30 protein-coding genes are annotated in these 26,201 nt (G+C 63.8%); 23 read left to right on the top strand and 7 right to left on the bottom strand.

The features are described from left to right. Nucleotides 1-3 precede the first annotated feature (3 nt). The 8 genes from IVA82_RS13310 to dhaK are packed head-to-tail and all read left to right on the top strand — an operon-like array spanning nucleotide 4 to nucleotide 6,478. Nucleotides 4-1,101: an ABC transporter ATP-binding protein gene (locus IVA82_RS13310; RefSeq protein ID WP_247388854.1), complete on the top strand. Its 1,098-nt coding sequence runs from the start codon at nucleotides 4-6 to the stop codon at nucleotides 1,099-1,101. Beyond that, a complete protein-coding gene (locus IVA82_RS13305) occupies nucleotides 1,094-2,101 on the top strand; it encodes an ABC transporter ATP-binding protein (RefSeq protein ID WP_247388855.1) in 1,008 nt (335 codons plus the stop codon). The genes IVA82_RS13310 and IVA82_RS13305 overlap by 8 nt, the downstream gene beginning before the upstream one ends. Continuing rightward, nucleotides 2,098-2,712, top strand: coding sequence for a dihydroxyacetone kinase subunit DhaL (gene dhaL / locus IVA82_RS13300; protein WP_247388856.1), 615 nt, complete (start codon nucleotides 2,098-2,100; stop codon nucleotides 2,710-2,712). The genes IVA82_RS13305 and dhaL overlap by 4 nt, the downstream gene beginning before the upstream one ends. After that, complete coding sequence (dhaM, locus tag IVA82_RS13295; RefSeq protein WP_247388857.1) at nucleotides 2,709-3,110, top strand: dihydroxyacetone kinase phosphoryl donor subunit DhaM; 402 nt, start codon at nucleotides 2,709-2,711, stop codon at nucleotides 3,108-3,110. The genes dhaL and dhaM overlap by 4 nt, the downstream gene beginning before the upstream one ends. Beyond that, nucleotides 3,103-3,417: an HPr family phosphocarrier protein gene (locus tag IVA82_RS13290; RefSeq protein ID WP_247388858.1), complete on the top strand. Its 315-nt coding sequence runs from the start codon at nucleotides 3,103-3,105 to the stop codon at nucleotides 3,415-3,417. The genes dhaM and IVA82_RS13290 overlap by 8 nt, the downstream gene beginning before the upstream one ends. Before the next feature lie 5 nt (nucleotides 3,418-3,422). Next, nucleotides 3,423-5,021: a phosphoenolpyruvate--protein phosphotransferase gene (gene ptsP / locus IVA82_RS13285; RefSeq protein WP_247388859.1), complete on the top strand. Its 1,599-nt coding sequence runs from the start codon at nucleotides 3,423-3,425 to the stop codon at nucleotides 5,019-5,021. Beyond that, entirely contained in the window at nucleotides 5,018-5,449 is a 432-nt protein-coding gene (locus IVA82_RS13280) for a hypothetical protein (protein ID WP_148750856.1), read from the top strand. The genes ptsP and IVA82_RS13280 overlap by 4 nt, the downstream gene beginning before the upstream one ends. Nucleotides 5,450-5,488: 39 nt before the next feature. After that, complete coding sequence (gene dhaK, locus IVA82_RS13275; RefSeq protein ID WP_247388860.1) at nucleotides 5,489-6,478, top strand: dihydroxyacetone kinase subunit DhaK; 990 nt, start codon at nucleotides 5,489-5,491, stop codon at nucleotides 6,476-6,478. A gap of 253 nt (nucleotides 6,479-6,731) precedes the next feature. Here dhaK and IVA82_RS13270 read toward each other — a convergent pair whose 3' ends face one another. From IVA82_RS13270 to IVA82_RS13240, 7 genes are all read right to left on the bottom strand, one after another. Then, entirely contained in the window at nucleotides 6,732-6,902 is a 171-nt protein-coding gene (locus tag IVA82_RS13270) for a hypothetical protein (RefSeq protein ID WP_247388861.1), read from the bottom strand. Between the two features lie 33 nt (nucleotides 6,903-6,935). Further along, nucleotides 6,936-7,772 (bottom strand): ABC transporter substrate-binding protein, encoded by an 837-nt coding sequence (locus IVA82_RS13265; protein ID WP_247388862.1) that lies wholly within the window; start codon nucleotides 7,770-7,772, stop codon nucleotides 6,936-6,938. Between the two features lie 71 nt (nucleotides 7,773-7,843). Next, nucleotides 7,844-8,326: a MaoC family dehydratase gene (locus IVA82_RS13260; protein ID WP_247388863.1), complete on the bottom strand. Its 483-nt coding sequence runs from the start codon at nucleotides 8,324-8,326 to the stop codon at nucleotides 7,844-7,846. A 9-nt stretch (nucleotides 8,327-8,335) separates the two neighbouring features. After that, nucleotides 8,336-9,919 carry a malonate decarboxylase subunit alpha gene (locus IVA82_RS13255; RefSeq protein ID WP_247388864.1) on the bottom strand — a complete coding sequence of 528 codons (1,584 nt, stop codon included), beginning with the start codon at nucleotides 9,917-9,919 and terminating at the stop codon, nucleotides 8,336-8,338. A 16-nt stretch (nucleotides 9,920-9,935) separates the two neighbouring features. Next, complete coding sequence (locus IVA82_RS13250) at nucleotides 9,936-11,078, bottom strand: acyl-CoA dehydrogenase family protein (protein ID WP_247388865.1); 1,143 nt, start codon at nucleotides 11,076-11,078, stop codon at nucleotides 9,936-9,938. A gap of 15 nt (nucleotides 11,079-11,093) precedes the next feature. Further along, complete coding sequence (locus IVA82_RS13245) at nucleotides 11,094-11,462, bottom strand: hypothetical protein (protein ID WP_247388866.1); 369 nt, start codon at nucleotides 11,460-11,462, stop codon at nucleotides 11,094-11,096. A gap of 3 nt (nucleotides 11,463-11,465) precedes the next feature. Further along, nucleotides 11,466-12,566 (bottom strand): LacI family DNA-binding transcriptional regulator, encoded by a 1,101-nt coding sequence (locus tag IVA82_RS13240; protein ID WP_247388867.1) that lies wholly within the window; start codon nucleotides 12,564-12,566, stop codon nucleotides 11,466-11,468. A gap of 184 nt (nucleotides 12,567-12,750) precedes the next feature. Here IVA82_RS13240 and dapA point away from each other — a divergent pair, with 184 nt between their 5' ends. The 15 genes from dapA (at nucleotide 12,751) to IVA82_RS13165 (ending at nucleotide 26,176) form a co-directional block, all read left to right on the top strand. Beyond that, nucleotides 12,751-13,659, top strand: coding sequence for a 4-hydroxy-tetrahydrodipicolinate synthase (gene dapA / locus IVA82_RS13235; RefSeq protein ID WP_247388905.1), 909 nt, complete (start codon nucleotides 12,751-12,753; stop codon nucleotides 13,657-13,659). 15 nt (nucleotides 13,660-13,674) lie between these two features. After that, the gene (locus IVA82_RS13230) at nucleotides 13,675-14,865 is read left to right on the top strand and encodes a CoA transferase (protein ID WP_247388868.1); all 1,191 of its coding nucleotides are present in this window, start codon (nucleotides 13,675-13,677) and stop codon (nucleotides 14,863-14,865) included. Then, nucleotides 14,862-16,025, top strand: coding sequence for an acyl-CoA dehydrogenase family protein (locus IVA82_RS13225; RefSeq protein WP_247388869.1), 1,164 nt, complete (start codon nucleotides 14,862-14,864; stop codon nucleotides 16,023-16,025). The genes IVA82_RS13230 and IVA82_RS13225 overlap by 4 nt, the downstream gene beginning before the upstream one ends. Before the next feature lie 10 nt (nucleotides 16,026-16,035). Then, nucleotides 16,036-16,443, top strand: a complete 408-nt coding sequence (locus IVA82_RS13220) for a MaoC/PaaZ C-terminal domain-containing protein (protein WP_247388870.1) — start codon at nucleotides 16,036-16,038, stop codon at nucleotides 16,441-16,443. Between the two features lie 3 nt (nucleotides 16,444-16,446). Then, nucleotides 16,447-16,878 (top strand): MaoC/PaaZ C-terminal domain-containing protein, encoded by a 432-nt coding sequence (locus IVA82_RS13215; protein WP_247388871.1) that lies wholly within the window; start codon nucleotides 16,447-16,449, stop codon nucleotides 16,876-16,878. A gap of 8 nt (nucleotides 16,879-16,886) precedes the next feature. Continuing rightward, complete coding sequence (locus IVA82_RS13210; RefSeq protein ID WP_247388872.1) at nucleotides 16,887-17,828, top strand: dihydrodipicolinate synthase family protein; 942 nt, start codon at nucleotides 16,887-16,889, stop codon at nucleotides 17,826-17,828. After that, the gene (locus tag IVA82_RS13205) at nucleotides 17,825-18,142 is read left to right on the top strand and encodes a DUF4286 family protein (RefSeq protein ID WP_247388873.1); all 318 of its coding nucleotides are present in this window, start codon (nucleotides 17,825-17,827) and stop codon (nucleotides 18,140-18,142) included. Before IVA82_RS13210 ends, IVA82_RS13205 begins: the two co-directional genes overlap by 4 nt. A 121-nt stretch (nucleotides 18,143-18,263) precedes the next feature. Then, nucleotides 18,264-19,100 (top strand): ABC transporter substrate-binding protein, encoded by an 837-nt coding sequence (locus tag IVA82_RS13200; RefSeq protein ID WP_247388874.1) that lies wholly within the window; start codon nucleotides 18,264-18,266, stop codon nucleotides 19,098-19,100. Between the two features lie 16 nt (nucleotides 19,101-19,116). Continuing rightward, the gene (locus tag IVA82_RS13195) at nucleotides 19,117-19,848 is read left to right on the top strand and encodes an amino acid ABC transporter permease (protein ID WP_247388875.1); all 732 of its coding nucleotides are present in this window, start codon (nucleotides 19,117-19,119) and stop codon (nucleotides 19,846-19,848) included. 23 nt (nucleotides 19,849-19,871) lie between these two features. Next, nucleotides 19,872-20,651: an amino acid ABC transporter ATP-binding protein gene (locus tag IVA82_RS13190; protein WP_247388876.1), complete on the top strand. Its 780-nt coding sequence runs from the start codon at nucleotides 19,872-19,874 to the stop codon at nucleotides 20,649-20,651. Between the two features lie 28 nt (nucleotides 20,652-20,679). After that, nucleotides 20,680-21,639 carry a dihydrodipicolinate synthase family protein gene (locus IVA82_RS13185; RefSeq protein WP_247388877.1) on the top strand — a complete coding sequence of 320 codons (960 nt, stop codon included), beginning with the start codon at nucleotides 20,680-20,682 and terminating at the stop codon, nucleotides 21,637-21,639. 203 nt (nucleotides 21,640-21,842) lie between these two features. After that, nucleotides 21,843-22,727 (top strand): AraC family transcriptional regulator, encoded by an 885-nt coding sequence (locus tag IVA82_RS13180; RefSeq protein ID WP_247388878.1) that lies wholly within the window; start codon nucleotides 21,843-21,845, stop codon nucleotides 22,725-22,727. A gap of 240 nt (nucleotides 22,728-22,967) precedes the next feature. Further along, complete coding sequence (locus tag IVA82_RS13175) at nucleotides 22,968-24,023, top strand: sugar ABC transporter substrate-binding protein (protein ID WP_247388879.1); 1,056 nt, start codon at nucleotides 22,968-22,970, stop codon at nucleotides 24,021-24,023. 78 nt (nucleotides 24,024-24,101) lie between these two features. After that, entirely contained in the window at nucleotides 24,102-24,923 is an 822-nt protein-coding gene (locus IVA82_RS13170) for an ATP-binding cassette domain-containing protein (protein ID WP_247388880.1), read from the top strand. After that, complete coding sequence (locus tag IVA82_RS13165) at nucleotides 24,920-26,176, top strand: sugar ABC transporter permease (RefSeq protein ID WP_247388881.1); 1,257 nt, start codon at nucleotides 24,920-24,922, stop codon at nucleotides 26,174-26,176. Before IVA82_RS13170 ends, IVA82_RS13165 begins: the two co-directional genes overlap by 4 nt. The last annotated feature ends 25 nt before the right edge of the window (nucleotides 26,177-26,201 follow it).

The raw sequence follows: 26,201 nt of genomic DNA, 5'->3' as shown, positions 1-26,201 counted from the left end.
GCGATGGCACAGATCAGGGTCGAAGCGCTCGACAAATCGTTCGGGACGTTTCGTGCGGTCAACGCCGCCAGCTTCACGGTGGAAGACGGCCAGTTCCTCTGCCTGCTCGGGCCTTCCGGCTGCGGCAAGACGACGACCCTGCGCATGATCGCAGGGCTGGAATTGCCGACGGCCGGCACCATCTGGCTCGGCGGCGAGGATGTTACGATGAATCGCGCCTCGGCGCGCGATATCGCCTTCGTATTCCAGCTATTTGCGCTCTATCCGCACATGAATGTCCGACGAAATATCGGCTTTCCCCTGAAATGCGAGGGCGTCGGAGCGGCTGAGCGCGACCGGCGGGTGGTGGAGGCCGCGCGTATTCTGCGTATCTCCCATCTCCTCGACCGGTCGGTGTCGGGCCTGGCAGGCGGCGACCGGCAGCGCGTCGCACTTGGGCGAGCCATAGTCCGGAAGCCAAAATGCTTCCTGATGGACGAGCCGCTCGGCGCGCTCGATACCGAGATGCGCGAGGCGATGATCCATGAATTGCGCGCGCTGCATGACCGGCTCGGCGCGACGACCGTGTATGTCACGCATGACCAGCTCGAGGCCATGGCGATGGCCGACATGATCGCGGTGATGAATAATGGCATGGTCGAGCAGGTCGCGAGCCCGCGCGACATCTACGACCGGCCTGCTTCGCTCTTTGTCGCAGACTTCATCGGCTCACCACCTATGAATTTCCTGCCGTTCCACGGTAGCCTGCAAACCGGCGCGCAGGCGGTCTGGCTCGGCGAGCGCGAAGTTGCAATTCCTGCTGCACGCGAGGCGCTGGCGGAAAGCGATCTCGTCCTCGGGGTACGGCCGGAGCATGTGCGGTTCACCGATTGCGGCATGGTGCGGGGCGAGGTTTATGGGTCGGAATATCTCGGCACGACGCAGATCGTGACCGTTACTACGCGCTACGGCGCACTCAAGGCCCGTTCGCCCAGCAGCATATACTTTCGGACTGGGGAAAGTGTCGGACTCGACTTCCGGCCCGATACGCTCTCGGTCTTCGACAAGGCGTCGGGCCGGGCCATCCGCACTGCGTTGTATGAAGGAGGTGCGCATGGCTGAAGTCGAGATCAGGGCAGTCTCCAAGGCGTTCGGCCGGACTCACGCCGTTGTCGACCTGTCCCTCTCGGTTGGAGACGGCGAATTCGTTGCGTTGCTGGGGCCGACGGGTGCCGGCAAGACGACGGCGCTGCGACTTGTCGCCGGACTGGAGACGCCAGACGGCGGTTCGATCCGGATCGGTGGACGTGATGTGACCGGCGATGCGCCGGCCGATCGCGACGTCGCCTTCGTCTTCCAGCAATATTCCTTGTATCCGCATCTTAGCGTGTTCGAGAACATGGCCTTTGCGTTACGTGCGCCGATCCGCCGCGTACCCGAGGCCGAGATTCGCGCGAAGGTGCAGGAGGTCGCGCGTCTTCTCCACATTGAAACCAAGCTGCACAACAAGGCGACGCAGTTGTCGGGCGGGCAGATGCAGCGCGTCGCGATCGGCCGGGCCTTGGTGCGCTCGCCGTCGATCTATCTGATGGACGAGCCACTCTCCTCGCTGGACGCCAAGCTGCGCGGCGAAATGCGCCTCGAACTCAAGCGCATCCAGACCGATCTCGGCGCCACCGTCCTCTATGTCACCCATGATCAGACGGAAGCGATGACCATGGCTTCGCGCATCGGCGTAATCGAGGCCGGCCGGCTGATGCAAATCGGTACGCCGCGCGAGATTTACGAGAATCCGATCAACGCCCATGTCGCCGCGCGGCTTGGCCAGCCGATGATCAACCTGCTGCCGGCGGCTCTATTTGCCGGCATTCCGGCCGGCGCCAAGACCATCGGCGCGCGTACCGAGCACCTGATGATCGCACGCAGCGGCGGAGACGTGTCGGCAACCGTCACGCGGGTCGAACATCTCGGCGACCAGAGCCATCTCCACCTCGACCTCGGCGGCCAGCCGGTCGTGACGTTGGCCGACCCCGAGGCGAGGTTGGGCGCGGGGGACATCGTATCGCTCCGGCTCAACAAGCCGCTGTTATTCGATGCGGCCGGCGGAAGGATAGCGGCATGAGTCTCGATCGGGCTGCCAGGGAAAAGCTGGTGCGGGCGCTAGCGGAATCGGTGATCCAGCACGCCGACGAATTGACCAGCCTCGACCAGGCGATCGGCGACGGCGATCACGGGCTGAACATGAAGCGCGGCTTCGAGGCCGTGCTCGCGACACTGCCCGGCCTTGCTGACAAGTCGCTGCCGGAAATGCTGAAGGCGATCGGAATGACGTTGGTCATGAAGGTCGGCGGCGCTTCCGGGCCGCTGGTTGGCACTTTCTTCATGGAACTAGGTAAGGCGCTTCCGGAGCAGTCGCTTCGAGCGGATCTCGTCGCCGCGACGGCGAAGGCGATTGATGCCGTCAAAGCGCGCGGGCGCTCGGAGGCGGGGCAGAAAACCTTGCTGGATGTGCTGGTGCCGGTGCAGGTCGTGTTGGCGGGGGGCGGCGATGCCAAGGCGATAGCTGCGGAAGCGGCGCAAGCGGCCGATCGCACCACGCCCATGCTTGCGATCCGCGGCCGTGCGTCCTTTCTCGGCGAACGTTCTATCGGTCATATGGACCCTGGTTCGCGTTCGGCGTCCCTTTTGATCGGCGCGGCAGTCAAGGTACTGGAATTCGAGGCAAGTTCATGAACAGTTCAAATTCCGGCAATGTCGGGATCGTTATCGTTTCACATTCGCCCAAGATCGCCGAAGGCGCGGCGGATATGGTGCGCCAGATGGTAGGCGGCGCCGTGCCGCTCGCCTGGACAGGCGGCGACATCGATGGAGGGCTCGGCACGAATGTTGCCGGAATCCTCGAGGCGATCGAGACGGCCTGGTCGCCGGCAGGCGTGGCGGTGCTGGTTGATCTTGGCGGGGCGGAGACAAACTCCGAGATGGCCGTGGAAATGCTGCCTGAAGATCGACGGGCGCGCGTCGTCGTCTGCAATGCCCCGGTGGTCGAGGGAGCTGTGATCGCTGCAACCGAGTCTTCGGGTGGCTCGCCGCTTGCCGCCGTCAAGCGTAGCGCGGAGGAATTCTATGCATGATGCTCACGCCAGCCGGCCGGGCGAAACGCCGGTGCCGCGGACAGCCTCAGCGGTTCTCGTCAACAAGGTCGGACTTCACGCGCGGCCGTCGGTCAAGCTCACGCAGTGCGCGAAGGGTTTTAGCGCGAAGATCGAGCTTGCCCTCGCGGCGGACGGGCCCTGGACGGACGCAAAGAGCCCGGTGAAGGTGATGCGCGTGAAAGCGCCGCAGGGCGCAACGCTCCATTTCCGCGCTACGGGGCCCGATAGCAAGGCAGCGCTCGCTGCCGTACTGGCGCTTGTACATGATGGTTTCGGCGAGGCCTGATCGCGGTGGCAGAGATCCATCTCATCGGCCGTGCTGCCTCGCCGGGCCTCGCGATCGGACCGGTCACCATGCTGACTGCGGCTGTGGCCAAGCGAACGGCGAGCGACGATCCCGCGCAGGAGGCGGCGGCACTGCGGGCGGCGATTGAAGGCGCGAGGGCGGAGATCGCCGAGCAGATCAAGACGATTCAGGGCGAGGTGGCCGACATTCTGGAATTCCAAGTCGCCATGCTTGATGATGATGCGCTGGCGGATCCGGCATATGGGGTTATCTCGGAGGGGATCGCTGCCGACCACGCCTGGCGCTTGGCACTCGACGTGGAAATAGCTGGCTATCGCGCTGCTAAAGATGAATATTTCCGTGCCCGGGCGGCCGATATCGTCGACATCCGCGACCGCGTGCTCGCGCATCTGAGCGGCGTGGATACGGTCGCCAGGATTACCGGTGGCTCGATCGTGGCGGCTGACGACATCACGCCTTCCGCTTTTCTTGCCGCTGACTGGTCGCGCGGCGGCGCCATCGCGCTGGCTGCGGGCTCACCTTCCTCGCATGTTGCGATGTTGGCGCGGGCGCGCGGGGCGCCCATGGTCGTTGGGCTCGGCCCACTGTCGTGGAACGGACAGCCACCGGCGTTGGCGCTCGTCGACGGCGATGCCGGCACCGTGATCTTCGATCCCGAGCCGGAAACGCGCCGCGTGTTCGAGCACCGCATGGCGGTTGCGAATGCCGCGCAAGCCGCCGCCGATGCCGGCCGCCTCGAGTCGGCACGCACGGCAGACGGCCGGCGGATCGCGGTCCTTCTCAATATCGCCGCGCCCGAAGACCTTGCTGGCCTCGATCCTGCAATCTGCGACGGCATCGGCCTTGTGCGTACGGAATTTCTGTTCGAGGCGTCCCAAGGCCTGCCGGACGAGGATGCGCAATATGCAGTCTATCGGCGCATTCTCGACTGGGCCGAGGGAAGGCCGGTGACGATCCGCACCCTCGATGCCGGCGGCGACAAGCCGATCGCCGGCTTGACGATCGATAACGAGCGCAATCCGTTCCTCGGCCTGCGCGGCATCCGTCTCTCGCTCGCGAGGCCGGAAGTGTTTCGGGTGCAACTGCGGGCACTGTGCCGTGCGGCCGTGCACGGGGCGCTGAAAGTGATGCTGCCGATGATCGCGGTTCCTTCGGAACTCGACCGTGCGAGTGCCCTGCTGGATGCGGAGTTCACGGCGCTCAGGGCGGAAGGGATCGCCTGCGCCCGACCGCCGCTCGGCATCATGGTCGAGGTCCCGGCGGCGGCGCTCCGCGCCGAGGCTTTCGGCGCGGCGTTCTATTCCATCGGCTCGAACGACCTGACCCAGTACACGATGGCGGCAGCGCGCGACATCGGTGCCGTCGCGGACCTCAACGATACCGGCAATCCGGCGGTGCTGGCGCTGATCTCCCAGACCGTCGAGGCCGGACGAAAGCGTGGCGTGGAGGTCTCGCTCTGCGGTGACGCCGCGGCCGATACCCGCCTGACGACGGCACTGATCGCCACTGGGTTGACAATTCTCTCGGTGTCGCCGATTGCCGTCGCACGGCTCAAGGCCGCAATCGCAAAGGTGCGTTCATGACGGACGAAGCAGGCGAGGATACCCGCGCGCCTGGTGACAGCAATGTGGCGGATTACAAGGCCATCCTGCGACGGGTGCTCGACAATCGGCCCTCGGGGACGCGGCTGAAGCTGGCGGCGGCGCTGGGCAAGAATCGCTCCTTCGTGACCCAGATCACCAATCCGGCGTATCTGGTGCCGATTCCGGCGAAGCATGTCGCGATCATCTTCGAAGTCTGCCATCTGTCCGGCGCCGAGCGCGCGGCATTCCTCCAAGCCTATGGACGCGCGCATCCCGGCCGGCTGCGTGCACCCCACCGCGAAGCGCACACCCGCACCGTCTCGGTGACCGTACCCGACCTCGGCGATGACAAGAAGAACCGCGCGCTCGAACAGCTGATCGTGGATTTCGCCGCGCAACTCGCGCGCTATGCCGAAAGTGTGGGTTGAGCCATTGATTTGAACTTTAGACGAGACGGGAGGACGTTCATGAAAAAGCTGATCAACAGCACCGATACGATACTCGAAGAAAGTCTGGACGGTTTCGCGGCAGCCCATGCGGATATCCTGCTTCTTGGTGCCGAGCGCAAATTCGTCAGGCGCCGCACGTTGAAGCCAGGCAAGGTCGCGCTGATTTCGGGCGGCGGCTCGGGACATGAGCCGCTGCATGCGGGCTTTGTCGGCCTCGGCATGCTCGATGCCGCTTGCCCCGGTCAAGTCTTCACCTCGCCGACGCCAGACCAGATGATCGAGGCCGCGGAGGCCGTCGACACGGGCGCAGGCGTGCTCTTCATCGTCAAGAACTACGAAGGTGACGTGATGAATTTCACCATGGCAGCCGAGATGGCCGGGCGGGAAGTTGCGAGCGTGGTGACTAACGACGACGTGGCGGTGGAGAAATCGACCTATACGACCGGTCGTCGCGGCGTCGCGGGGACATTGATCGTAGAAAAAATGGTCGGCGCTGCGGCCGAGACCGGAATGCCGCTTGCCGCTCTCACGGCGCTCGGCGAAGAGGTCAACCGGCGCACGCGCTCGATGGGAGTGGCGCTGTTGCCATGCACCGTGCCGGCGGCAGGGCGGCCAAATTTCGCATTGGCCGACAATGAAATGGAAATGGGCGTCGGCATTCATGGCGAGCCCGGCCGGCGCAGGGTGCCGCTGGCGTCCGCCGATGCGATTGCCGCCGATCTGCTCGATGCGATCCTGAAGGATCTTGCGCCCGGCAAGGGGAGTGAAGTGCTGCTTCTCGTCAACGGGTTTGGCGCGACGCCTCTGATCGAACTCTATCTGATGGTCAATGCCGCAAAGCGGATTCTTGACAGCGCGGGGGTGGCAGTGGCGCGCTTCCTGACCGGTTCCTACGTCACATCCCTCGACATGGCCGGTGTCTCGATCACCGTATCTGTGCTCGATAGCAAGTCGACGAAATTATGGGATGCCCCGGTGCAGACCGCAGTTCTGCGGTGGGGTGTCTGATCTCAGCTCGCGGCTTAGTTTTGGTCACAAGCAATGGCCTATCGACTCCGCTCCCCGAAGCTAGTCCTTCTAAGGAAGGTATTCTCTCGTCCGGCTCGATTGATCGGGCATCCAAGCCGCCAAGGCAGCGCGCTTGATCAAAGGCAATGGGAAGCAGCGAGCGGAGGTAGGCGCAAGCGGAGTGGATGTCGCTAACCAGCAGGTTGCGTCCGCCGGCTAGGGCTCACTGCTTCTCTCCTGATTGCAGGCTTCTCTATTGTGCGCCACCGGCGTCGAGGCGATCAGGCTTGTTGGGCAGGAGAGCCGCCAGCAGCGCGACGATCAGCGCCACTTCGAGCATGTGGAAAGTGTCGCTGAGGGCGAGGATGAAGGCTGCTTCTGCACGATCTTGAGTATTGCATGAGCCGGAATTGCGGCGGAACAACAGGCTAAGGCCGCTCGCCGCGGCGAAGGGGCGTCAGTTGCTCGGACCATCGCCGCGGATGGCGAAGGTTGCGGCCTTAAGCTTGGTCATGCCGAACTTGTCGAACAGCTTGTCATAGGTGCCGTCGGCGCGCGTCGCTGTCAGCGCGTCGGCGAAAGCTTGCGCGAGCAGCTTGTCGCGGAAGGCGAAGGTGATGTCGGTGCCGGCGATGTCGCGGACCCAGATTTTTGCGATCCCCTTCTGCTCGAGCGAGTTGGCAGTTTCGTTGATGTTGAGCGCGGCCTCGAGTTGGCCGGCGCGCAAAGCCGCAGAGGTCGCGGTGACGGTGGTAAAGGTGCGGAGCTCGATCGGCTTGAGGCCCTTCGTGACCATCTCGGTGTTGAACTCGCGCGCCTTGCGCTCGGTGTAGGTCGCCGATTCGACGCCCACCACGCGACCGGCGAGATCCTCGAACTTCTCCAGCTTCAGGCTGGAGGTGGGATCGGTGTAGATGCTGATCGCCTGCTGCGCGTAAGGCACGAGATAGAGCATTTTTGAGCGCTCCTCGGTCCAGAACAGGCCGGTGTTGATGGTGTCGAAGCGGCCGGAGCGGAGCGCCGGGATCATCGGCGGGAAATCCATGCGCAAAAACACCGGTTCGACGCAGATGCGCTTGGCGATCTCTCTGGCGAGCTCGACATTGAGTCCCTGCAACTCGCCCTTATCGTCGACGAATTGCTGCGGCGGCAGCGTCGGGTTGATCGACATCTGCCATTTCGGCGCCTCGATCAAACTCGATGCTGGCACATTTGGTGTGCAGGTCTGGGCAGCGGCCGCCTGGGACAGGCCGACCACCAGGCCGAGGGCGGAGAAGGTCTTGGGAAATCGCATCTGAATACTCCAATCAAATCGTGGGTGGCAGAGGAGCCGTTCTCCGGTCCGACGTCTTCTTCATTGTCTTGTTACGTGGCCGCCGTCGTGTCGGCTTGCCGGGTCAGGATCAGCGAGATGTGACGCGCAGCCGTCACCATTTCGTCGCGCTGGTTGAGGAGGTCGAGTGTCTCGATGACGATGCCCCGCGCGGGATCCCTGGTCGGCCGCTTCTCGACAAAACGGAAGCGCACGCGCAAACGGTCGCCGGCGACGATGGGGCCCTTGAACTTTACTTCGTCCCAACCGAGCGAGGCCACCGAGGTCTCCTCGTACAGCTTCAGCTCCGACTTCAGCCCCTCCATCAGCGACAGCCCGAACAGCCCGTGTCCGATCACCGCGGGAAAGCCGCGCGACTTCGCATAGGCGGCGTCGATATGGAGTGGATGGTGGTCTCGGGTGACATCGGCGAAAGTTGCGATGTCAGCCTCGGTTACGGTATGCGCGGCGGTCTCGAACTCCGCGCCGAGCGCGATGTCCTCATAGCGGAGATTGATCGAGGCGCTGGCGTCCATGTGTGTCCCTCAGACGACCTTGCGCGGCCGTGCCGGCAGCGCCATGAAGCTCTGTGCGATTCCCATCGGCCCGGGCCGGAAGATGCGCGGGTCCATGTCCTTTAGTTGCGGGCTGATGCGCGGCTTGAAGCCCATATGGGCGAGGATGTCCTCCTCCAGGCGAGCGCCCGGCGCAATCTCGGTCAGGATCACGCTGCCGTTCTCGAGCTCGAACACGGCGCGCTCGGTGACGTAGCTGACGTGCTGGCCACGTTGCGTCGCGAGCGACGCGCTGAAGCTGATCTGGCCAACCTCGGGTACGAATTTGCGGAAGGCGCCATCGCGCCGGATCGCGAGGCGGTCGTTCTCGACGCCGATGTCGAACTTGCCGCCGGTCATGGTGCCGCTGAAGATCAGCCGCTTGGCATTCTGCGTGATGTCGATGAAGCCGCCGGAGCCGTCGCGGCGCTCGCCGAACCGGGTGACGTTGACATTGCCGGTCTCGTCCACCTCCGCAAAGGAGAGGAAGGCGCAGGACAGCCCGCCACCGTCGTAGAAATCGAACTGATAGGCCTGGTCGAGAATGACGCGCGGATTGATCGCGGTGCCGAATTCGCGGGCATGGCCCGGTACGCCGCCGACCACGCCGGATTCCACCGTCAGCGTGATCAGGTCCGAGATGCCTTCCTCGGCCGCGACATTCGGGATCATCGCGGAGATGCCGACGCCGAGATTGACGACGTCGCGCGGGCGCAGCTCGAAGACGGCGCGGCGGGCGACAACCCGCCGCTCGGTCAGCGGATCGGGCGTGATCATCGCCACCGGCACGCGCGTCTCGCCGCAGCGCGCAGGATCATAGGTGGTACCGTAGGTCTGCATCTGCTCGGGCTCGAGCACGACGTGGTCGATCAGGAAGCCGGGGATCTTGACCATCTGCGGATGGATCGAGCCGCGCTTCACAATCCGCTTTACCTGGCAGATCACCGTGCCGCCGGCATTGTGCACGGCCTGCGCGATCGAGAGATCCTCGCGCGTCGTGCCTTCGTGTTCCATGCTGACATAGCCGTCCTCGTCGGCGGAGGTGCCGCGGATGATGGCGACGTCCGGCGGTGCTGGGACGCGGTAGAGCAGCCACGACTGGTCGTGCAGCTCGAGCAGATCGACCAGCGGCGCCGTGGTGCGCGCGTTCATGCGGCCGCCATCCTGGCGCGGATCCATGTAGGTGTCGAGGCCGACGTGGGTGAGCACGCCCGGATGTTTCGCGGCCATGGCGCGGCAGAGCTGGCTCATCACGCCTTGCGGAAAATTGTAGGCGTCGATCAACTCGTCGCGGACCAGGCGCATGAACGGCACCTGGAGGCCGAAATTGCCGCCGATCACGCGCGCGACCAGGCCTTCATGGGCGAGATGGCACAGGCCTTTCTCGGTGACCGCGCCGACGCCGGTGATGTTGATCAATGTCAGCCCGTGCGGGCCGAGGCCGCTGAGGAAGCGTCGCTCCAGCGCGTCGAGGATCGCTTCTGCGGCACCGGTGCCGCCGTTGCCGCCGACAATCAGCGTGTCGGCATCGCGGATCAGGGCTGCGGCTTGTACCGCGGTGATGACGCTTAGCATGACTGCGCGCACCGCATCACGGGGCCTCCTTCTCAACCTGGCGGGCGATGATGAGCCGCTGGATCTGGTTGGTACCTTCGTAGATCTGGGCGAGGCGCACATCGCGGAAGATGCGCTCGATGCGGTATTCGCGCGAATAGCCGTTGCCGCCGTGGATCTGGAGCGCATTGGAGACGTGCTTCATCGCCATGTCGGTCGTGAACAGCTTGGCCTGCGCCGCCTCTTTCGCGATCGGCTCGCCGGCATCATGGAGGCGCGCGGCGTGATGGATCAGAAGGCGCGCGGCGGCGATGTCGGTCGACATGTCGGCGAGCATGAATTGGATCGCTTGGAAGCCGATGATCGCCTGGCCGAACTGTTTGCGGTCACGAGCGTAGGCGGTGGCGTCCTCGAACGCAGCCTGAGCCATGCCGAGCGCCATCGAGGCCATCATCAGCCGGCTGAAGTTGAAGTTGCTCATGGCCATCTTGAACGCCTGGTTCTCCGGCCCCATCAGGCTGTCGGCCGGCAGGCTCACGTCGGAGAACGTGATCTGACAGTCTTCAAGGCCATGCATGCCGAGAAGCTCCTCGTTCTTGCCGCGCGCGATGCCGGGTAGGACACCGTCAACCAGCAGGCAGGAGATGGCGCGATGGCCTGCATCAGCGCCGGTGCGGGCGAACACTATGATGCGGTCGGCGACGCCGCCGAGGGTCACCCATGCCTTGGTGCCATTCAGCCGCCAGCCATTGCCGTTGCGCACTGCATTGGTCCGGATGCCCGCGACGTCAGAGCCGTGGTCGGGCTCGGAGACGGCGGTGGCGGGAATGACGTCGCCGCTCAGGATTCTTGGGATCAATTCCTTGTGCGCGTCAGTGCCGTGATGGTCGAAGAAGAGAACTGCCTCGACGGGAATGGCGAAGGCGTTGGCGACCGCGCCGGAGCAGCGCGCAAGCTCTTCCATTGCGATGCAGGCCGCCACAGCATCGAGCCCGGCGCCGCCCGCGCCTTCGCGCAGGCAAATGCCGAACAGGCCAAGATCGGCCATGCCCTTGTAAAGCGCACGGTCGAAACGATCCTCGCGGTCGATCTTGGCTGCGCGCGGCAGGATCTCCGCTTCCGCGAAACTACGGGCTGTCTCGCGCAGGGCTTTTTGGTCTTGGCTGTAGAAGCGATCCATGGCGTGTGGCTCCCGTCAGTCGCTGGCGAGCTTGGCGTCGTGGGAGACTTCGCTCTTGTCGCGATCGAGGAAGTAGACCGCGACGTCGTCACCGGGGACGCCATAGGCGCTGCACACGCCGCGGGTCAGGGCGATGGCGGCGGCGCGGCGCTCAGCCTCGCTGCGACGGAACGCGTGGACCTTGAGCAGGATGCGTTGGCCGGCGCCTTGAACCCCCATCACACCGGCATGGGCGTAGTCGTCGGCGGCGATCGGGAGGAAGTAGAGCGTGATCGTGTCCGCACCGACGCTGAATGCCGACATCAGGCCGTCGGTCACCGCCCTCGCCAGCACGGCCTTGCGCTGCGGCGGCACTTGCGGGGCGAGCACTTCGACATAGGGCATCGATCAGACCTTCGCGGACTTGGAGGCAGACAATTTGGACGCAGACGATCTGGACGGGGACGATCTGGGCTTGCCGGATCTCGCCGGGGGCGCGGCGTTGATCTGGCGGCAAGAGTCGCGCTTTATGAGGCGGGCGCCGACGCGATATTCGCGAACGCCGTCATTGCCGCTGCCCTTCGCATCCATGCGCTGCAGCAGCCGGTCAACGGCCAGATTGGCGAGATCGCGTGCGCCGTTGTCAACGATGCTAATGGCCGGGCGGTGCCATTCGAACCACGGCATGTCCTCGTAGCAGAGCAGCGAAAGGTCGTCAGGGATGGCGATGTTCCGCTCCGCGATGACGCGCAGCGCGCCGAGCGTTGCCTCGTGATTGGCGACGAAGATCGCGCTCGGCGGGCGAGGGAGGTCGAGCAGCGTGCGGCAGCACGTCGCACCAGTCTCTGGGACGAAATGGCCGGCAAGAATCAATGTGTCGTCGACAGGGATGCCGGCTTCGCGCAGCGCGCGGACATAGCCGGACAACCGCTCGCGGCCCGACGTAGTGTCCTGGCGGCCGACGATCAGCCCGATGCGTCTGTGCCCGAGCTCGATCAGATGGCGCGTGCCGAGATAGGCGCCTTGCGGATCGTCGGCGAGCACGGTCTCGAGGTCGGTCGCGTCATCGCGACGCACCAGGCACACGATCGGGACGTCTTTCGCCAATGCCTTGAGCTGTGCGCCGTTCTTGCCCGTGGGCACCACGATCAGCCCGTCAATGCGGTGGTCGACCAGTGTGGTAAGGGTGTCGCTCTCCTGCTCAGGATCGTCACCGCCGATGCACAACAGCATCTGGTAGCCCAGCGCCTTTAGCCGCGCCTGCACCACTTCCGCCATCACCTGGAACGAGGCGTTGGTGAGATTGTGGACAAGAAGCGCGACGAGCCGCGACTGCCCAGTCTTCAGGCCCCGCGCGATCGGGTTCGGTCGATAGCCGAGCTGGCGCGCGATGCGCGTCAGGCGTTGCTGCGTGCGCTCACTGGTCAGTCCGGTTCCGGTCAGCGCGCGGGACGCGGTGCTGACCGAAACGCGAGCCGCCTGTGCCACATCTTTGAGCGTGACGCTCATCAAACCTGCCGATAGACTGCAAACGATTGCAGGAACGCTATGGGCTAATTTCGCCCGGATCAAGCCCAAAAAATGGATGATGTTGCTCAATGCAGAGCCAGATACGCAATCGATTGCATAAATACTGCGGATATTCCGTAGGAGGTCGCCGCGCCCTGAATCCACCCGATCACCCGGCAGTTCTCTGATGAAGACGTTCCGCGGCACCTACACCGTCATGATCACTCCGTTCACGCCGTCCGGTGATGTCGATGTCGCGGCGCTGCGCGCCTTCGTTGACTGGCAGATCGCCGAAGGAATTCACGGGCTGATCCCGCTCGGTTCGACCGGTGAATTCCTGTCGCTGGACGATGACGAGAAGGCGCTGGTTGCCGAAGTCGTCATCAGTCAGGCCGCAGGGCGCGTGCCCGTGCTGATCGGCACCGGCGCAGAGGACACGCGCGAAGCAGTTCGCCTCAGCCGCCGTGCCGAAAAACTGGGCGCCGACGGCGTCATGATCATTCCGCCGTTCTATTCGACCCCGACCGACGACGAACTAGTCCACCATTACAAGACGGTTGCGGACGCGATCTCGCTGCCAATCATGGTCTACAACAATCCGGCGACCGCCAATGTCGATCTCAAGCCGCCGCTCGTGGCGCGCCTCGCCGAGATCGACAACTGTCTTTACATCAAGGAGTCGACGCTGGAGGTGACGCGCGTGCGCGACATCATTCGGCTCTGCGGCGACAGGATGGCTGTGTTCGGCGGCATCCTCGGCTTCGAATCCTTCGTCGAAGGCGCGCAGGGCTGGGTGGCGGTCGCCTCCAATGTGGTGCCGTCGGAGATGGCCCGGATCTTCAGCCTCGTTGCCGATGAGGGCGCGATCAAGCAGGCGCGCGAACTCTATCTGAAATACCTGCCGGTGATCGAATTCGTCGGCGGCCAGGCCTATGTCGCCGGCAGCAAGGCGTTGCTCGGTCACATGGGCTTTGCGGTCGGCCATCCGCGCCCGCCGCGTCTGCCGTTGCCGGCTGCACAGGACGCAACCGCCCGCGCCCTGGTCAAGACGTTCGATCTAGCGTGGCGCGGCGCGCCAATCGCGGCTGCTTAAATTGGGTGTGAACGAATGAACCTGCTCGACGGCGTCAAAATCCTCAGCTTCAATCATTATCTCGCGGGGCCGCTGGCGGCGCAGACGCTCGCTGATCTCGGCGCCGACGTCATCGCAGTCGAGCCGATAGAGGGGGCGTTTCAGCGCAACTGGGCGGTCGCCAATCATTTCGTCGCGGGCGACAGCGTCAACCATCTGGCGACCGGGCGCAACAAGCGCAGCCTTGCCGTCGATCTCAAGCATCCCGATGGCATCGCCGCGGTGAAGAAGCTGGTGGCGACCTCAGATGTCGTGATGGAGAATTTCCGTCCGGGCACCATGGCGAAGCTCGGGCTCGGCTATGATGTCCTCAAGGTCATCAACCCGGCCCTGATCTACGCGGTAGCGACGGGCTTCGGCTCCGAAGGGCCATACAAGGATCGCCCGGGCCAGGATCTCCTGCTTCAGGCGATGTCCGGTCTTGCGATGCGGACTGGGCGTGCCGACGGCGAGCCGACGGCAGTGGGCGCGGTGATCGTCGATCAGCATGCAGCCTCGCTCTACGCCATGAGCATTCTAGCGGCGCTGTTCGCGAGGACCAAGACCGGGAAGGGGCAACTCGTCGAGGTCAACCTCTATCAGGCCGCTCTCGACCTTCAGGTCGAGCCGCTGACAGCTTGGCTCAACGGTGCGCCGTCGCCGACGCCGCGCGGGCCGGCCGGCATCGCTGCGTGGTTCAGCCCCGGGCCTTACGGCATTCATGCGACGGCCGACGGCCATCTCGCGATCTCCATGGCGTCGCCCAAAGCACTCGCGGTGGCGCTCGGCAGCGATGCGTTGCAGCAGTTCGGCGACGCCGACAGCTTTTCGAAACGGGAAGAAATCACCGGAATTGTCACGGCGCGGCTGAAGCAGAAACCGACGGAGGAATGGCTGCCTGTGCTTGAAGCGGCGCGGATATGGCACGCGCCAGTGCAGGACTATCGCGACCTTGAGACCGATCCCCAGCTCAAACATCTCGGTGTGTTCAAGTCTGCCGAGAGTGCCGCGGGCGTGCCGATCCGGATGGTCGCGCATCCCGCGCGTTATGACGGCCAGACGCCCGAGGTGCGGCTGGTGCCGCAGCGGCTCGGCGCGCAGACGCGCGAGGTGCTCGGCGAGATCGGTTACGGTGCCGCCGAGATCGACACGATGGTCGCAGGCAGAGCTGTGGGAGTGGCGCGATGATCGATTTTTCGCTACCCGAGGACACCCGCCTCCTGGTCGATACCGTCCGCCGCTTCGTCGAAATGGAAGTGCAGCCGCTCGAAGACGAGGTGGAGCGGACGGCGACAGTGCCGGCCGACGCGCTGGCGCTCACCAAGGCTAAAGCGCAGAAGCTCGGCCTCTACGCGATGAACATGCCGGCCGATGTCGGTGGTGGCGGCCTGTCCTGCGTGGAGCATTGTCTCGTCGAGGAGGAATTCGGCAAAACCTCCGATGCGTTGATCCGCCGTGTGTTCGGCCAGGTCTATCCGATGTTGATGGCCTGCAAGGGCGAGCAGGTCGATTGCTATCTGCTGCCGACGGTCAAAGGCGACAAGATCTGCGCCATGGCGATCACCGAGCCGGGTGCCGGGTCCGACGCAGCGGCGATCAGCACCACGGCTCATCTCGACGGAAGTGCGTGGGTGCTGAACGGCACCAAGCATTTCATCAGCGACGGCGACATTGCCGACTATGTGATCGTGATGGCGCTGACCGACAAGGAGAAGCGCGCGCGTGGCGGCATCACGCTGTTCCTGGTCGATCGCGGCACGCCCGGCTTCAAGGTCGCGCGCAACCAGCCGATGATGGGCCATCGCGGCTACGGCCATGCGGAGCTGTCGTTCGAAGACTGCCGCATCCCGAAAGCGGCCGTGCTCGGCGAGGTCGGTGCCGGCTTCAAGCTGATCATGCAGAGTGTGCTCCAGATCCGCCTCGCCCATATCGGCGCACGTGCCGTCGGCATGGCGCAGCGCGCGCTCGAGATGACGCGCAAGCATGCGGGCGAGCGGCGCCAGTTCGGCCAGGCCATCGGCGATTTCCAGATGGTGCAAAAGCTGATCGCCGATTCCGCCACCGAAATCTTCGGCGTCAAGATGATGGTAATGAACGCCGCCTGGGACATCGATCAGGGGCGGGATGCGCGCGACAAGGTCTCGATGATCAAGGTCGCGGCCTCCGAGATGCAAGGCCGCGTCGTCGACCGCGCCATCCAGGTGTTCGGTGGCATGGGTTTCAGCAAGGAGCTGCCGCTGGAACGCATGTATCGCGACGCCCGCGTCACCCGCATCTACGACGGCACTTCCGAAATCCACCGCATGCTGGTCGCGCGCAGCACGATCAAGAACGGATTGCAGCTCTAGGGAACGCTCGATGTCTCACACACCTCTGAATCCCGGGGCCGCCTTCGCCTTCCGCAAGACCATGACGGTCGCCGAACAGGCGATGTTCACTGGCATCAGCGGCAATCTCGGCGGTCTCTATGTCGATGCCGTCCGTGCCAAGAAGGCGGGCGCGTCCAGCATGGTCGTCTTCGAGCTCGCTGTCGGCGGTCTCGCCACGACCTGCCTCAGCCAGCTCGGCGGACCGACGCGGCGGATCGGCAGCATCGCGTTGAATTTCGCAGCACCCGTGCTCGTCGGCGATTCCGTCGAGGCCAAGGCCGAGATCGTCTCGGTCGCCGGTGATGAAGCGGTCTGCCGCGTCACCTGCACATTGTCGCCGTCCGGCGCGACCGTGGTGGACGGCACCGCGACGCTCGTTCCCTTCGCGAAGGGCTGAACCATGTACGAGCCGAAATCCTTCGACGATCTGAAGGTGAACGACAGGGTCAGCCTCAGCAAGACCATCACCGAGGCGGACGGTGCGCTCTACATTGCCGCGACCGGTGATTTCGGCCCTGTCCATGTCGACGAGGTCTATGCAGGCGCCACGCGTTTCGGCCGCCGGCTGGCGCCGGGGATCATGGTCGCCGGCCTCTGCACCAGCATTCTCACCAGCGAACTGGTCGGCACGATCGGCGTGTCGGTGGAGGATCGCTTCTGGTTCACTGGGCCGGTGTTTTACGGCGATACGCTGACGTTCGACGTCTGGATCGCCGAGCAGCACGATGAGACCCGCACGATCGTCTGGGAGGCCAGCGCCCGCAACGAAGGCGGCCTCGAAGTGCTGAAGGCGCGGGCAAGCCTGAAATTCCCCCAGCGCAAACCTTCATGAGCAAGCCGATGAAGAAACCGGACCTGAGCGGCGTCACCGTCGCCACCGTGCTGCCCTTCACGGATGACAGCTCGATCGACTGGGACGGCTATGCCCGCGTGCTCGACTATAGCGCCTGTCCGGACGGGATCGCGGCCGTGTTCGTCAACGGCCATGCCGGTGAGGGCGGGTCGCTCTCGGACGACGAGCGCCAGGCGGTGATCGAGCGGACACGCCGGCATATCGGCGGCAAGCCGCTATTGGCCGGTATCATTGCGCACTCGACCGCGGAAGCGATTCGTCAAGCGCAACTCGCCGAGGCGGCCGGAGCCGACTGCGCGGTGTTGTTTCCGCCGGCGCCGCTCGGCGGCGGTGCATCGGCCACATCGCGCGCGCCGGTAGCCTACGTGCGGGCGGTCAGTTCCGCCATCGGCATTCCGGTGTCGATCTTCCAGTACCCGCTGACGTCCGGATTCGGTTACTCGCAAGAGACGCTAGCGAAGATCGCGGCGCTCGATGGCGTCATCGCCATCAAGGAGGGCAGCGACACTATCTTCGCCTATGACGAGAACCGGCGGGCGGTGAAGCAGGCCGATCCGTCTGTTGCGATCCTGCCGTCGAACTTCAACTGGTTCCTGCCGCAGCTCGCCGTCGGCGGCGACGGCATTCTGTCTGGTCTCGTCAGCCTCGCTCCGGATCTGTTTGTCGCACTCTGGCAGGCATCGCTCGCCGACGATCTCAAGACGATGCGCGCCGCCAACGAACGGCTTTATCCGATCGTGCGGGCGATCTATGGGCCGGCGCCGATCATGGATATGCACACGCGCATGAAAGTCGGGCTCAAGGCGCTCGGCCTGATCGACAACGCCGATCCACGGCCGCCGCTGCTGCCAGTCCTTCCCGCGCTGTGCGACGCCATTGCAACGACTGTTTGCGCGGCGTGCGCGGCCGGCGATATTCGCCTGGCATGAGAAGCGAGCTCATGGGGGACGAGGCCTTCATCCACATCGTGCGGGTCGATATCGATCCCGAGCAAGAGGCTGCGTTCAACGCCTGGTACGAGCACACGCATTTCCCGGATCTGCTCGCCTGTCCCGGCTGGCTGTCCGCAAAGCGCTTCGTCTCGATCGGCGACGGTCCGAAATATGCGGCCGTGTACGAGGTCGCGGGTCGCTGGGCATTCGACACACCGGAGTTCCTGAAGGTGAAGGGATTCGGTCCGTTCGAAGGGCTCGTGAAGAATTTCATGCGCATCCAGCTCAAGCCGTTGTCGGGACCGGTTTGAAGGGATCGACGACGATGCTGCCTGCCTTGTCGCGAGCTCCGGCTGGTCGCATCCAAGAACATTGAGGGGAAGGCCGGGTGAGGAACTGCATCGGTCATTGGCGTCTTACTGGAGGTATCACATGCTCTCGACACTGTTTCGCTTGAGTGCCGCCGCTGCACTCGTTCTCGCATCCACTGCTGCGCATGCCGCATGCACGCCGGCGATCACCGACGACAATCTGATTGCGCCGGGGAAATTGCAGCTCTCCATCAATCCGACCAATCCGCCGCAGCAGTTCGTCGACAAGGACGGCCAGTTGCGGGGCCTCAACGTGGAGCTCGCCATCGAGCTCGGCAAGCGGTTGTGTCTTCCGGTCGAGCTCGTCCGGATGGATTTTCCGGCGATGATGCCGGCCATGAATGCGGGCCGCATCGACGGCATCGACACCGGCATGTTCTGGACCGAGGAACGTTCCAAGCTGATGTACATGGTGCCCTACGCAATCCAGGCGATTTCGGTGGTGGTTTCGCCCGACAGCGGCACAAAAATTGCTACCGAAGGAGACCTGATCGGGAAAACGTCTGCGGTCGAGGTCAGCACTTACCAGATGAACTGGCTCAAGAAACTTAGCGATGCGAACGTGGCAAAGGGCGGACCAGCTATCGAGATGCGCACCTTCCCGACGGCGACCAACGTCGTGAGTGCGCTGCTCGCGGGACAGGTTGACAATGCGCTGCTCGTCGACAGCGTGGCGCGCGATCTTGTCGGCCGCGGTCGCGTGAAAGAAGTATTGAGCGGGCTCGGCACGGCGCGCACCACGCTCGGTTTCCGTAACAAGACGGTGGTCGATGCCGTCGTCAAGGCGCTGAACGCCATGCGCGCCGACGGCAGCTACCAGGCATTGTTTGAGAAGTTTGGCCTGACCAGCCTGCCGGCCGATCAGCCGATTGCGATCGCCGGCCCTGGTCCGGCCTGAACACGGAGACGAGCCGATGAGCCATTTCAGTCCGACGGCCGCCGTCAACTACTTCTTCAACTACTTCCTGATGAAGGGTGTGCTCGTCACCATCGGCCTGACGGTCGCGGCCGTGGTCGGCGGATTGATCCTCGGCATGGGCATCGCATTGATGCGCATGTCGTCTAACCCGGTGCTATCAGGTGCGGCGCGGTTCTATACCTGGTTTTTCCGCGGCACGCCGCTGTTGATCCAGTTGGTGGTCATCTACAGCGGCTTGCCGCAGCTGGGGATCAAGTTCTCCGTGATCACCTGCGCGCTGGTCGGACTGATCCTCAACGAGGCCGCCTATCTCGCCGAGATCGTCCGCAGCGGGTTCATGGCCGTCTCGGTGGGGCAGCGGGAGGCCGCGTGGGCCTTGAGCTTGTCGCCATGGGTGACGTTCCGGCGCATCACCCTGCCGCAGGCGTTTCGGCTGATGATCCCGCCGCTCGGCAACTCCATCAATTCGCTGTTGAAAGCGACCTCGCTCGCTTCCGTCATCTCGGTCGAGGAGCTCATGCGGCGCAGCGACATGCTGATGCAGGAGCATTTTCAGATCCTCGAGGTGTATGCAGCCGCCACCGCGTATTACCTGATCCTGACCTCTGTCTGGGACGCAATCCAGCGCCGGCTGGAGAAGCATTTCGGCCGCTCCAGTACTTTGAAATCGAAGCGGGCCGCGGCGAGGGTGCCGGTCGCACAAGCCAGCGTCGAGGCCAGAGCATGAGCGCATCATTGGGGAACACAGCGATGGCAACCAGCATCGAGGGTGAAATGGTGCAGTCGAAGCTGCGCGACGTGCCAGCGGTTCGCATGGAGGCCGTGTACAAGCACTATGGCGATTTCACCGCGCTCAACGAGATCGATCTCAAGGTCGCCAAGGGCGAAAAGATCGTGGTCTGCGGTCCCTCCGGCTCGGGCAAGTCGACCCTGATTCGCTGCATCAACCACATCGAGAAGCACGACGAGGGGCTGGTCTACGTCAACGGCACCGAGCTCGATCGCCAGCAGAAGAACATCGATGCCGTCAGGCGCGACACCGGCATGGTGTTCCAGAGCTTCAATCTGTTTCCGCACATGACGACGCTGGAGAACTGCATCCTGGCGCCGATGACCGTGAGCGGCATGACGAAGGAGGAAGCAAAGGATCTCGCCATGCATTTCCTGACCAAGGTCCGGATTCCGGACCAGGCCGAGAAATTTCCGGGGCAGCTCTCGGGTGGCCAACAGCAACGCGTTGCCATCGCACGCGCGCTGTGCATGCGGCCGAAGATCATGCTGTTCGACGAGCCGACCTCGGCGCTCGATCCCGAGATGGTCAAGGAGGTGCTGGAGACCATGAAGAAGCTTGCGGAAGAGGGCATGACGATGCTGTGCGTGACCCATGAAATGGGCTTTGCCCGCGAGGTCGCGGACCGGATCGTGTTCATGAACGAGGGGAAGATCGTCGAACAGTCCGCGCCGGAGGAGTTCTTCAACCATCCGAAGTCCGAGCGGGCAAGGACGTTCCTCGACCAGATCATTCACTGACCGGATGATGGCGGCGGCGAGGGACCAGATGGTGCGATCATTCGGCGACCGCCTGCGCGGCATCCATGCCGCGACCATTGTGCCGATGACGCCGAACTTCCTGATCGACGAGCCGGCGCTGGCGGCACATATCTCATCGGTCACGTCGGTGCCGGGGATCAACGGCCTCTTGGTCAACGGCCATGCCGGTGAGAATTTCGTGCTGTCGCTGACCGAAAAGCGCCGCGTGGTGGAGATCGCACGCGAGCATGCGCCGAAGGACTGCTTGATCGTCTCTGGCGTCAACCACGAATCGAGCCTTGAGGCCGCGCGCGAGGCGGCTGCGCTGGAGCGAGCCGGCGCGGACGGGCTATTGGTGTTTCCTCCCAACAGCTGGGCGCTGGCGCATGCCGATGGCTGCGTCATGGCGCATCACCGCCACATCCGCGAAGCGACGACGATCTCCTTGATGCTTTACGCAGCGCCCGTCGGCGCCGGCGCGATGCCCTATGCACCGTCGCTGCTGGAGCAACTTGTGGCTGACCACCGCTACGTCGCGATCAAGGAAGGCAGTTGGGAGGTCGCCGCCTATGAGCAGAACCTGCGACTAATCCGCAAGCTGCGCCCGGATTTTACGGTGCTGAGCTCGGGCGACGAACATCTCTTGACGAGCTATTTGATCGGAACCGCCGGCAGCCAGGTCAGCCTCGCCGCCGTCGTGCCGGAGCTCATGGTCGCGCTCTGGTCCGCAGCCGAGGCAGGGGAATGGGGTGAGGCCCAGGCCGTGCACGACAAGCTCTATCCGCTGGCGGTCGCCATCTATCGCGATGCGCCGGGCGGACGGGCGACGGCGCGGCTCAAGGTGTGCCTGAAGCTGCTCGGGCGGCTCGCCTGCGACGCGCTACGTCCGCCGCAGCCGCCGGTGACGCCGACCGAGCAACATGCGCTCGAGCTGGCGCTGCGAATGGCGGGTTGTCTCAGTGACGGGGATGATCGGCAACTTTGGTAGTCTTTGAGACCGTCCGATCTGAGGCCAGCACCACATCATATCAAGGGTGCCATCGGGTCAAAAAAGTATCATGATTGGCCACCAAATGTGGTGGCACGCGTCTACGTCGTCACCTACCGTTACGATCAAGCAAGAGCCGACAGAGATCGGCCGGCTGGGAACGAGGTCGTTGCGGGTGCCTGCATACGACTGGGAGGAAGGACATGGAGCCGGATCTTGAGTTGGTCCAGATAAGGCCTGGCGAGTCCTTTGCCGCCTGGTCCCACGGCTATCCCTTCCGCACCGTACGATGGCATTTTCACCCCGAATATGAGCTGCATATGGTGGCGGCGACGACCGGCCGCTATTTCGTCGGCGATTTCATCGGCGATTTCGCGCCAGGGAATCTGGTGCTGACCGGGCCCAACCTGCCGCACAATTGGGTCAGCGACATTCCACCGGGGACCAGCATTCCGCTGCGCTGCCGCATTATCCAGTTCAGCGAGGAGTTCATCGATGGCGCCATCAAAGCCCTGCCGGAACTCGCGGCGCTGCAGCCGGTGCTGGAATCGTCCCGGCGCGGTGTGCTGTTCAGCAGCGAAACTAGCCGGCGGCTGTCGCCGCTGCTCGAAGAGACGATGCATGCCAATGGAATGCGCCGCATCGAGTTGTTCATGCTGATCGCTGGCGTGTTGAGCCGGGCGCGGGGATCGCGCATGCTGGCCAGCGCCAGCTATCTGCCTGATCCGTCCGGCTATATGTCCGCAGGCATCAACAAAGCGCTCGCCTATCTCCGCAAGCATCTGACCAAGCCGTTCAGCGAGATGGATCTCGCCGAGATCGCAGGTCAGAGCACAAGCGCCTTCTCGCGTGCGTTCCGCCAGCACACCGGCATGTCGCTGATGCAATATGTAAAACGGCTGCGCATCAATCTTGCCTGCCAGATTCTGATGAGCGATGAGCAGGCCTCGATTGCAAGTATCTGCTACGAAGTCGGCTACAACAACATGTCGAATTTCAACAGACAATTCCTCGCCGAGAAGGGAATGACACCATCACAGTTCCGGCGATTGCTGCTCGACAACATCAACGCGCCCAAAGCCGCATGAGAAGGTTCTACGGCTTGGCCGCATAGCTCGTCGAGCGAGATGACGTATTATTCGACATCACGGCGCGAACGGCTTCCACCGCTTCGACGACGGATGACTGTTGGGTGTAGCGATCGACAAAAAGATGGGGGATTGTCCGGGATCGCCGGCGCCAACCCTACGCATTCAAGGCAACCGCAGGGGTTGCTCTTACCCTAGGGAGAAGACCATATGACACTAGCATCATTGAACGGAGCCGGGATGGCGGCGCTCGCCTTGTGCGTCCTGGCTGGCGGCCCCGCTCTCGGTCAGAATGCCAAAGTATCGGGCGCCACGGTCGCTTTTCTGATGCCGGACCAGGCTTCGACACGTTACGAAGAACACGATCGCCCTGGTTTCGTGGCTGAGATGAGCAAGCTATGCCCGACCTGTAAGGTGCTCTACCAGAACGCCGACGCGAATGCGTCGCGCCAACAGCAGCAGTTCAATTCCGTCATTTCGCAGGGCGCCAAGGTGATCGTCATCGACCCCGTCGATTCCACTGCTGCGGCGTCGCTCGTGAAGCAGGCCCAGGGGCAGGGCGTGAAGGTCATTGCCTATGACCGGCCGATCCCCTCCACGCCGGCGGACTTCTACGTGTCTTTCGACAACAAAGCGATCGGCAAGGCGATTGCCAAATCGCTGGTCGACCATCTCAAGGCGACCAAAGTGCCGACCGACGATGTCGGCGTGCTGGAGATCAACGGCTCACCGACCGATGCCGCAGCCGGGCTGATCAGAGACGGTATCCACGACGGTCTGGCCGGCAGTGGATACAAGACGCTCGCCGAGTACGACACGCCGGATTGGGCGCCGCCGAAGGCGCAGCAGTGGGCCAGCGGCCAGATTACCCGTTTCGGAAAGAAGATTGTGGGCGTCGTGGCCGCCAACGACGGCACCGGCGGTGCCGCGATCGCCGCTCTCAAGGCTGCAGGGGTCAATCCGGTGCCGCCGGTCACCGGCAACGACGCCACCATTGCCGGCCTCCAACTGATTATTGCCGGGGACCAATACAACACCATCAACAAGCCAAGCGAGATCGTCGCGGCCGCGGCGGCCAATGTGGCTGTCCAGTTGCTCGCGGGGGAGAAGCCGAAATCTGAAACCACGCTGTTCAACACGCCGTCGCAGCTATTCACGCCGACGCTGGTCACGGCCGACAACCTCAAGGCAGAGATCGTCGACAAGCGGATCAGCGGCAAGCCGATCCAGACCGCCGAAGTGCTCTGTGGGGGCCGCTATGCCGAAGGCTGCAAGAAACTCGGCATTACCAAGTAGAGTGTCGTCAAGGTATCATTTGGCCCGGCGATGCGGTTCGGTTCGCCACATCGCCGGGACGATCACGGAACGCCACGCATGACCGACCTGACATCGCCATCCAATTCGCAGAACGGCCTGGTGCTCAGCCTGCGCGGCGTTTCGAAAAACTTCGGCGCCGTCTCCGCCTTGACCAACATCGATCTCGATGTCCACGCCGGCGAGGTCGTCGCGTTGGTCGGCGACAATGGCGCCGGCAAGTCGACCCTGGTGAAGATCCTCGCCGGCGTTCATCTGCCGGATTCGGGAACGATCACGTTCTGCGGCGACATCGTGGTCCTCGACGATCCGGCCGCGTCGCTGCGGCTCGGTATCGCGACCGTATTCCAGGATCTGGCGCTGTGTGAGAATCTCGACGTCGTCGCTAACATTTTCCTCGGACGGGAACTCGATCCATGGCGCCTCGACGAGGTGGCGATGGAGATTCGGGCCTGGACCCTGCTCAACGAACTGTCGGCGCGCATCCCCAGTGTTCGCGAACCGGTGGCATCGCTTTCCGGCGGCCAGCGCCAGACGGTTGCGATTGCCCGTTCGCTGCTGCTCGAGCCGAAACTGATCCTGCTCGACGAACCAACGGCCGCGCTCGGCGTGGCGCAGACCGCTGAGGTGCTTGATCTGATCGAGCGCGTCCGCGATCGTGGTCTCGCCGTGGTGATGATCAGTCACAATATGGAAGACGTCCGCGCGGTCGCGGACCGGATCGTGGTGCTGCGGCTCGGACGCAACAACGGCATCTTCCATCCCGACGCATCCAACCAGGAACTCGTGAGCGCCATCACGGGGGCCTCGAACAATGCCGTGTCCCGCCGCGCAGAGCGGCGACAGGGCTCACGTGAACATTCAAGGGAGCCGCGGCCGTGAACGGCGACAAGGAACGTCGCGCAACGTCGGCGCCGCTCGATCGCGCCGACGAGCGGATTCGCAGCGATACGGGTCTTGCCGGCGCCACGCGCGCCTTCCTGGACCGGGTCCGCTCCGGCGATCTCGGCGCGCTTCCGGTCGTGATCGGGCTCGTGATCATCTGCACGGCGTTCCAGAGCCTCAATCCGGTGTTCCTGTCGAGCAACAATCTCGTCAACCTGTTGTTCGACTGTTCGACGGTGGGGGTGATCGCGCTTGGGATTGTCTGCATCCTGATGGTCGGCGAAATCGATCTGTCGGTGGGCTCGGTCAGCGGTTTCGCTTCGGGCATGGTTGGCGTGCTCTGGGTCAACATGGAATGGCCAGCCTGGCTCGCGATTTTCGCGGCGCTCGTCGTCGGCGGAACCATTGGCGCACTCTATGCGGTGTTGTTTAACCGCTTCGGGATGCCAAGCTTCGTCTCGACACTGGCCGGCCTGCTCGCGGTTCTGGGCTTGCAGCTTTATCTTCTAGGCTCGACTGGATCGATCAATCTGCCGTACGGCTCGCCGCTTGTGAATTTTGGCCAGACGCTGGTCATGCCGCCTGCGGTCGCCTACACGCTGGCCGCGGTGACCGGCGCGGTGGTATTCGCAACAGCCTTTCGAACTGCCGCTCGCCGCAAGCAGGCTGGTCTGTCGGCGAGATCGCTGGGCAGCCTGTTGCTTCGGGGCATCGTGATTACGATCATTCTCGAGCTCGTCGTTTATTATCTCAATCAAGATCGCGGCGTGCCCTGGATGTTCGGTCTGTTTGTCGCCCTGGTCGTAGCGATGAACTATGCGTTGACCCGAACAAAGTGGGGACGCTCGATGAACGCCGTCGGGGGCAACCGGGAGGCGGCGCGTCGTGCTGGCATCAACGTGCGTCGGACTTACATGACGGCCTTCGTGCTATGCGCGATCTTCGCGGCCGCTGGCGGTATCCTTTCGGCGGCGCGCCTGGCGTCCGCAAGCCAGCAGGCCGGCACCGGCGATGTTAATCTCAACGCCATCGCGGCGGCCGTGATCGGTGGAACTAGCCTGTTCGGCGGTCGCGGCACTGCTTATTCCGCGCTGCTTGGCATCATCGTAATTCAATCGATCGCCAGCGGTCTGACGCTGCTCGATCTATCGTCTTCGCTCCGGTACATGATCACCGGCGCCGTGCTGGCCGTTGCGGTGATCGTCGATTCGCTGGCCCGCCGCTCGCGCATGTCCCATGGCCGGGCCTGAAATCACCCCAAGCAACAGGAACGCC

This window comes from Bradyrhizobium sp. 142, from assembly GCF_023074015.1.
Taxonomy (GTDB): Bacteria; Pseudomonadota; Alphaproteobacteria; order Rhizobiales; family Xanthobacteraceae; genus Bradyrhizobium.
The sequence above is the reverse complement of the archived record's forward strand: the minus strand, read 5'-3'. Positions and strand labels throughout refer to the sequence as shown.

What these genes read in the sequence shown, in the direction of transcription:
- IVA82_RS13310 (WP_247388854.1), top strand. Translation starts at nt 4, where the DNA reads ATGGCACAGATCAGGGTCGAAGCGCTCGACAAATCGTTCGGGACGTTT.
- IVA82_RS13305 (WP_247388855.1), top strand. Translation starts at nt 1,094, where the DNA reads ATGGCTGAAGTCGAGATCAGGGCAGTCTCCAAGGCGTTCGGCCGGACT.
- dhaL (WP_247388856.1), top strand. Translation starts at nt 2,098, where the DNA reads ATGAGTCTCGATCGGGCTGCCAGGGAAAAGCTGGTGCGGGCGCTAGCG.
- dhaM (WP_247388857.1), top strand. Translation starts at nt 2,709, where the DNA reads ATGAACAGTTCAAATTCCGGCAATGTCGGGATCGTTATCGTTTCACAT.
- IVA82_RS13290 (WP_247388858.1), top strand. Translation starts at nt 3,103, where the DNA reads ATGCATGATGCTCACGCCAGCCGGCCGGGCGAAACGCCGGTGCCGCGG.
- IVA82_RS13280 (WP_148750856.1), top strand. Translation starts at nt 5,018, where the DNA reads ATGACGGACGAAGCAGGCGAGGATACCCGCGCGCCTGGTGACAGCAAT.
- dhaK (WP_247388860.1), top strand. Translation starts at nt 5,489, where the DNA reads ATGAAAAAGCTGATCAACAGCACCGATACGATACTCGAAGAAAGTCTG.
- IVA82_RS13265 (WP_247388862.1), bottom strand. Translation starts at nt 7,772, where the DNA reads ATGCGATTTCCCAAGACCTTCTCCGCCCTCGGCCTGGTGGTCGGCCTG.
- IVA82_RS13260 (WP_247388863.1), bottom strand. Translation starts at nt 8,326, where the DNA reads ATGGACGCCAGCGCCTCGATCAATCTCCGCTATGAGGACATCGCGCTC.
- IVA82_RS13255 (WP_247388864.1), bottom strand. Translation starts at nt 9,919, where the DNA reads ATGCTAAGCGTCATCACCGCGGTACAAGCCGCAGCCCTGATCCGCGAT.
- IVA82_RS13250 (WP_247388865.1), bottom strand. Translation starts at nt 11,078, where the DNA reads ATGGATCGCTTCTACAGCCAAGACCAAAAAGCCCTGCGCGAGACAGCC.
- IVA82_RS13245 (WP_247388866.1), bottom strand. Translation starts at nt 11,462, where the DNA reads ATGCCCTATGTCGAAGTGCTCGCCCCGCAAGTGCCGCCGCAGCGCAAG.
- IVA82_RS13240 (WP_247388867.1), bottom strand. Translation starts at nt 12,566, where the DNA reads ATGAGCGTCACGCTCAAAGATGTGGCACAGGCGGCTCGCGTTTCGGTC.
- IVA82_RS13230 (WP_247388868.1), top strand. Translation starts at nt 13,675, where the DNA reads ATGAACCTGCTCGACGGCGTCAAAATCCTCAGCTTCAATCATTATCTC.
- IVA82_RS13225 (WP_247388869.1), top strand. Translation starts at nt 14,862, where the DNA reads ATGATCGATTTTTCGCTACCCGAGGACACCCGCCTCCTGGTCGATACC.
- IVA82_RS13220 (WP_247388870.1), top strand. Translation starts at nt 16,036, where the DNA reads ATGTCTCACACACCTCTGAATCCCGGGGCCGCCTTCGCCTTCCGCAAG.
- IVA82_RS13215 (WP_247388871.1), top strand. Translation starts at nt 16,447, where the DNA reads ATGTACGAGCCGAAATCCTTCGACGATCTGAAGGTGAACGACAGGGTC.
- IVA82_RS13210 (WP_247388872.1), top strand. Translation starts at nt 16,887, where the DNA reads ATGAAGAAACCGGACCTGAGCGGCGTCACCGTCGCCACCGTGCTGCCC.
- IVA82_RS13205 (WP_247388873.1), top strand. Translation starts at nt 17,825, where the DNA reads ATGAGAAGCGAGCTCATGGGGGACGAGGCCTTCATCCACATCGTGCGG.
- IVA82_RS13200 (WP_247388874.1), top strand. Translation starts at nt 18,264, where the DNA reads ATGCTCTCGACACTGTTTCGCTTGAGTGCCGCCGCTGCACTCGTTCTC.
- IVA82_RS13195 (WP_247388875.1), top strand. Translation starts at nt 19,117, where the DNA reads ATGAGCCATTTCAGTCCGACGGCCGCCGTCAACTACTTCTTCAACTAC.
- IVA82_RS13190 (WP_247388876.1), top strand. Translation starts at nt 19,872, where the DNA reads ATGGCAACCAGCATCGAGGGTGAAATGGTGCAGTCGAAGCTGCGCGAC.
- IVA82_RS13185 (WP_247388877.1), top strand. Translation starts at nt 20,680, where the DNA reads ATGGTGCGATCATTCGGCGACCGCCTGCGCGGCATCCATGCCGCGACC.
- IVA82_RS13180 (WP_247388878.1), top strand. Translation starts at nt 21,843, where the DNA reads ATGGAGCCGGATCTTGAGTTGGTCCAGATAAGGCCTGGCGAGTCCTTT.
- IVA82_RS13175 (WP_247388879.1), top strand. Translation starts at nt 22,968, where the DNA reads ATGGCGGCGCTCGCCTTGTGCGTCCTGGCTGGCGGCCCCGCTCTCGGT.
- IVA82_RS13170 (WP_247388880.1), top strand. Translation starts at nt 24,102, where the DNA reads ATGACCGACCTGACATCGCCATCCAATTCGCAGAACGGCCTGGTGCTC.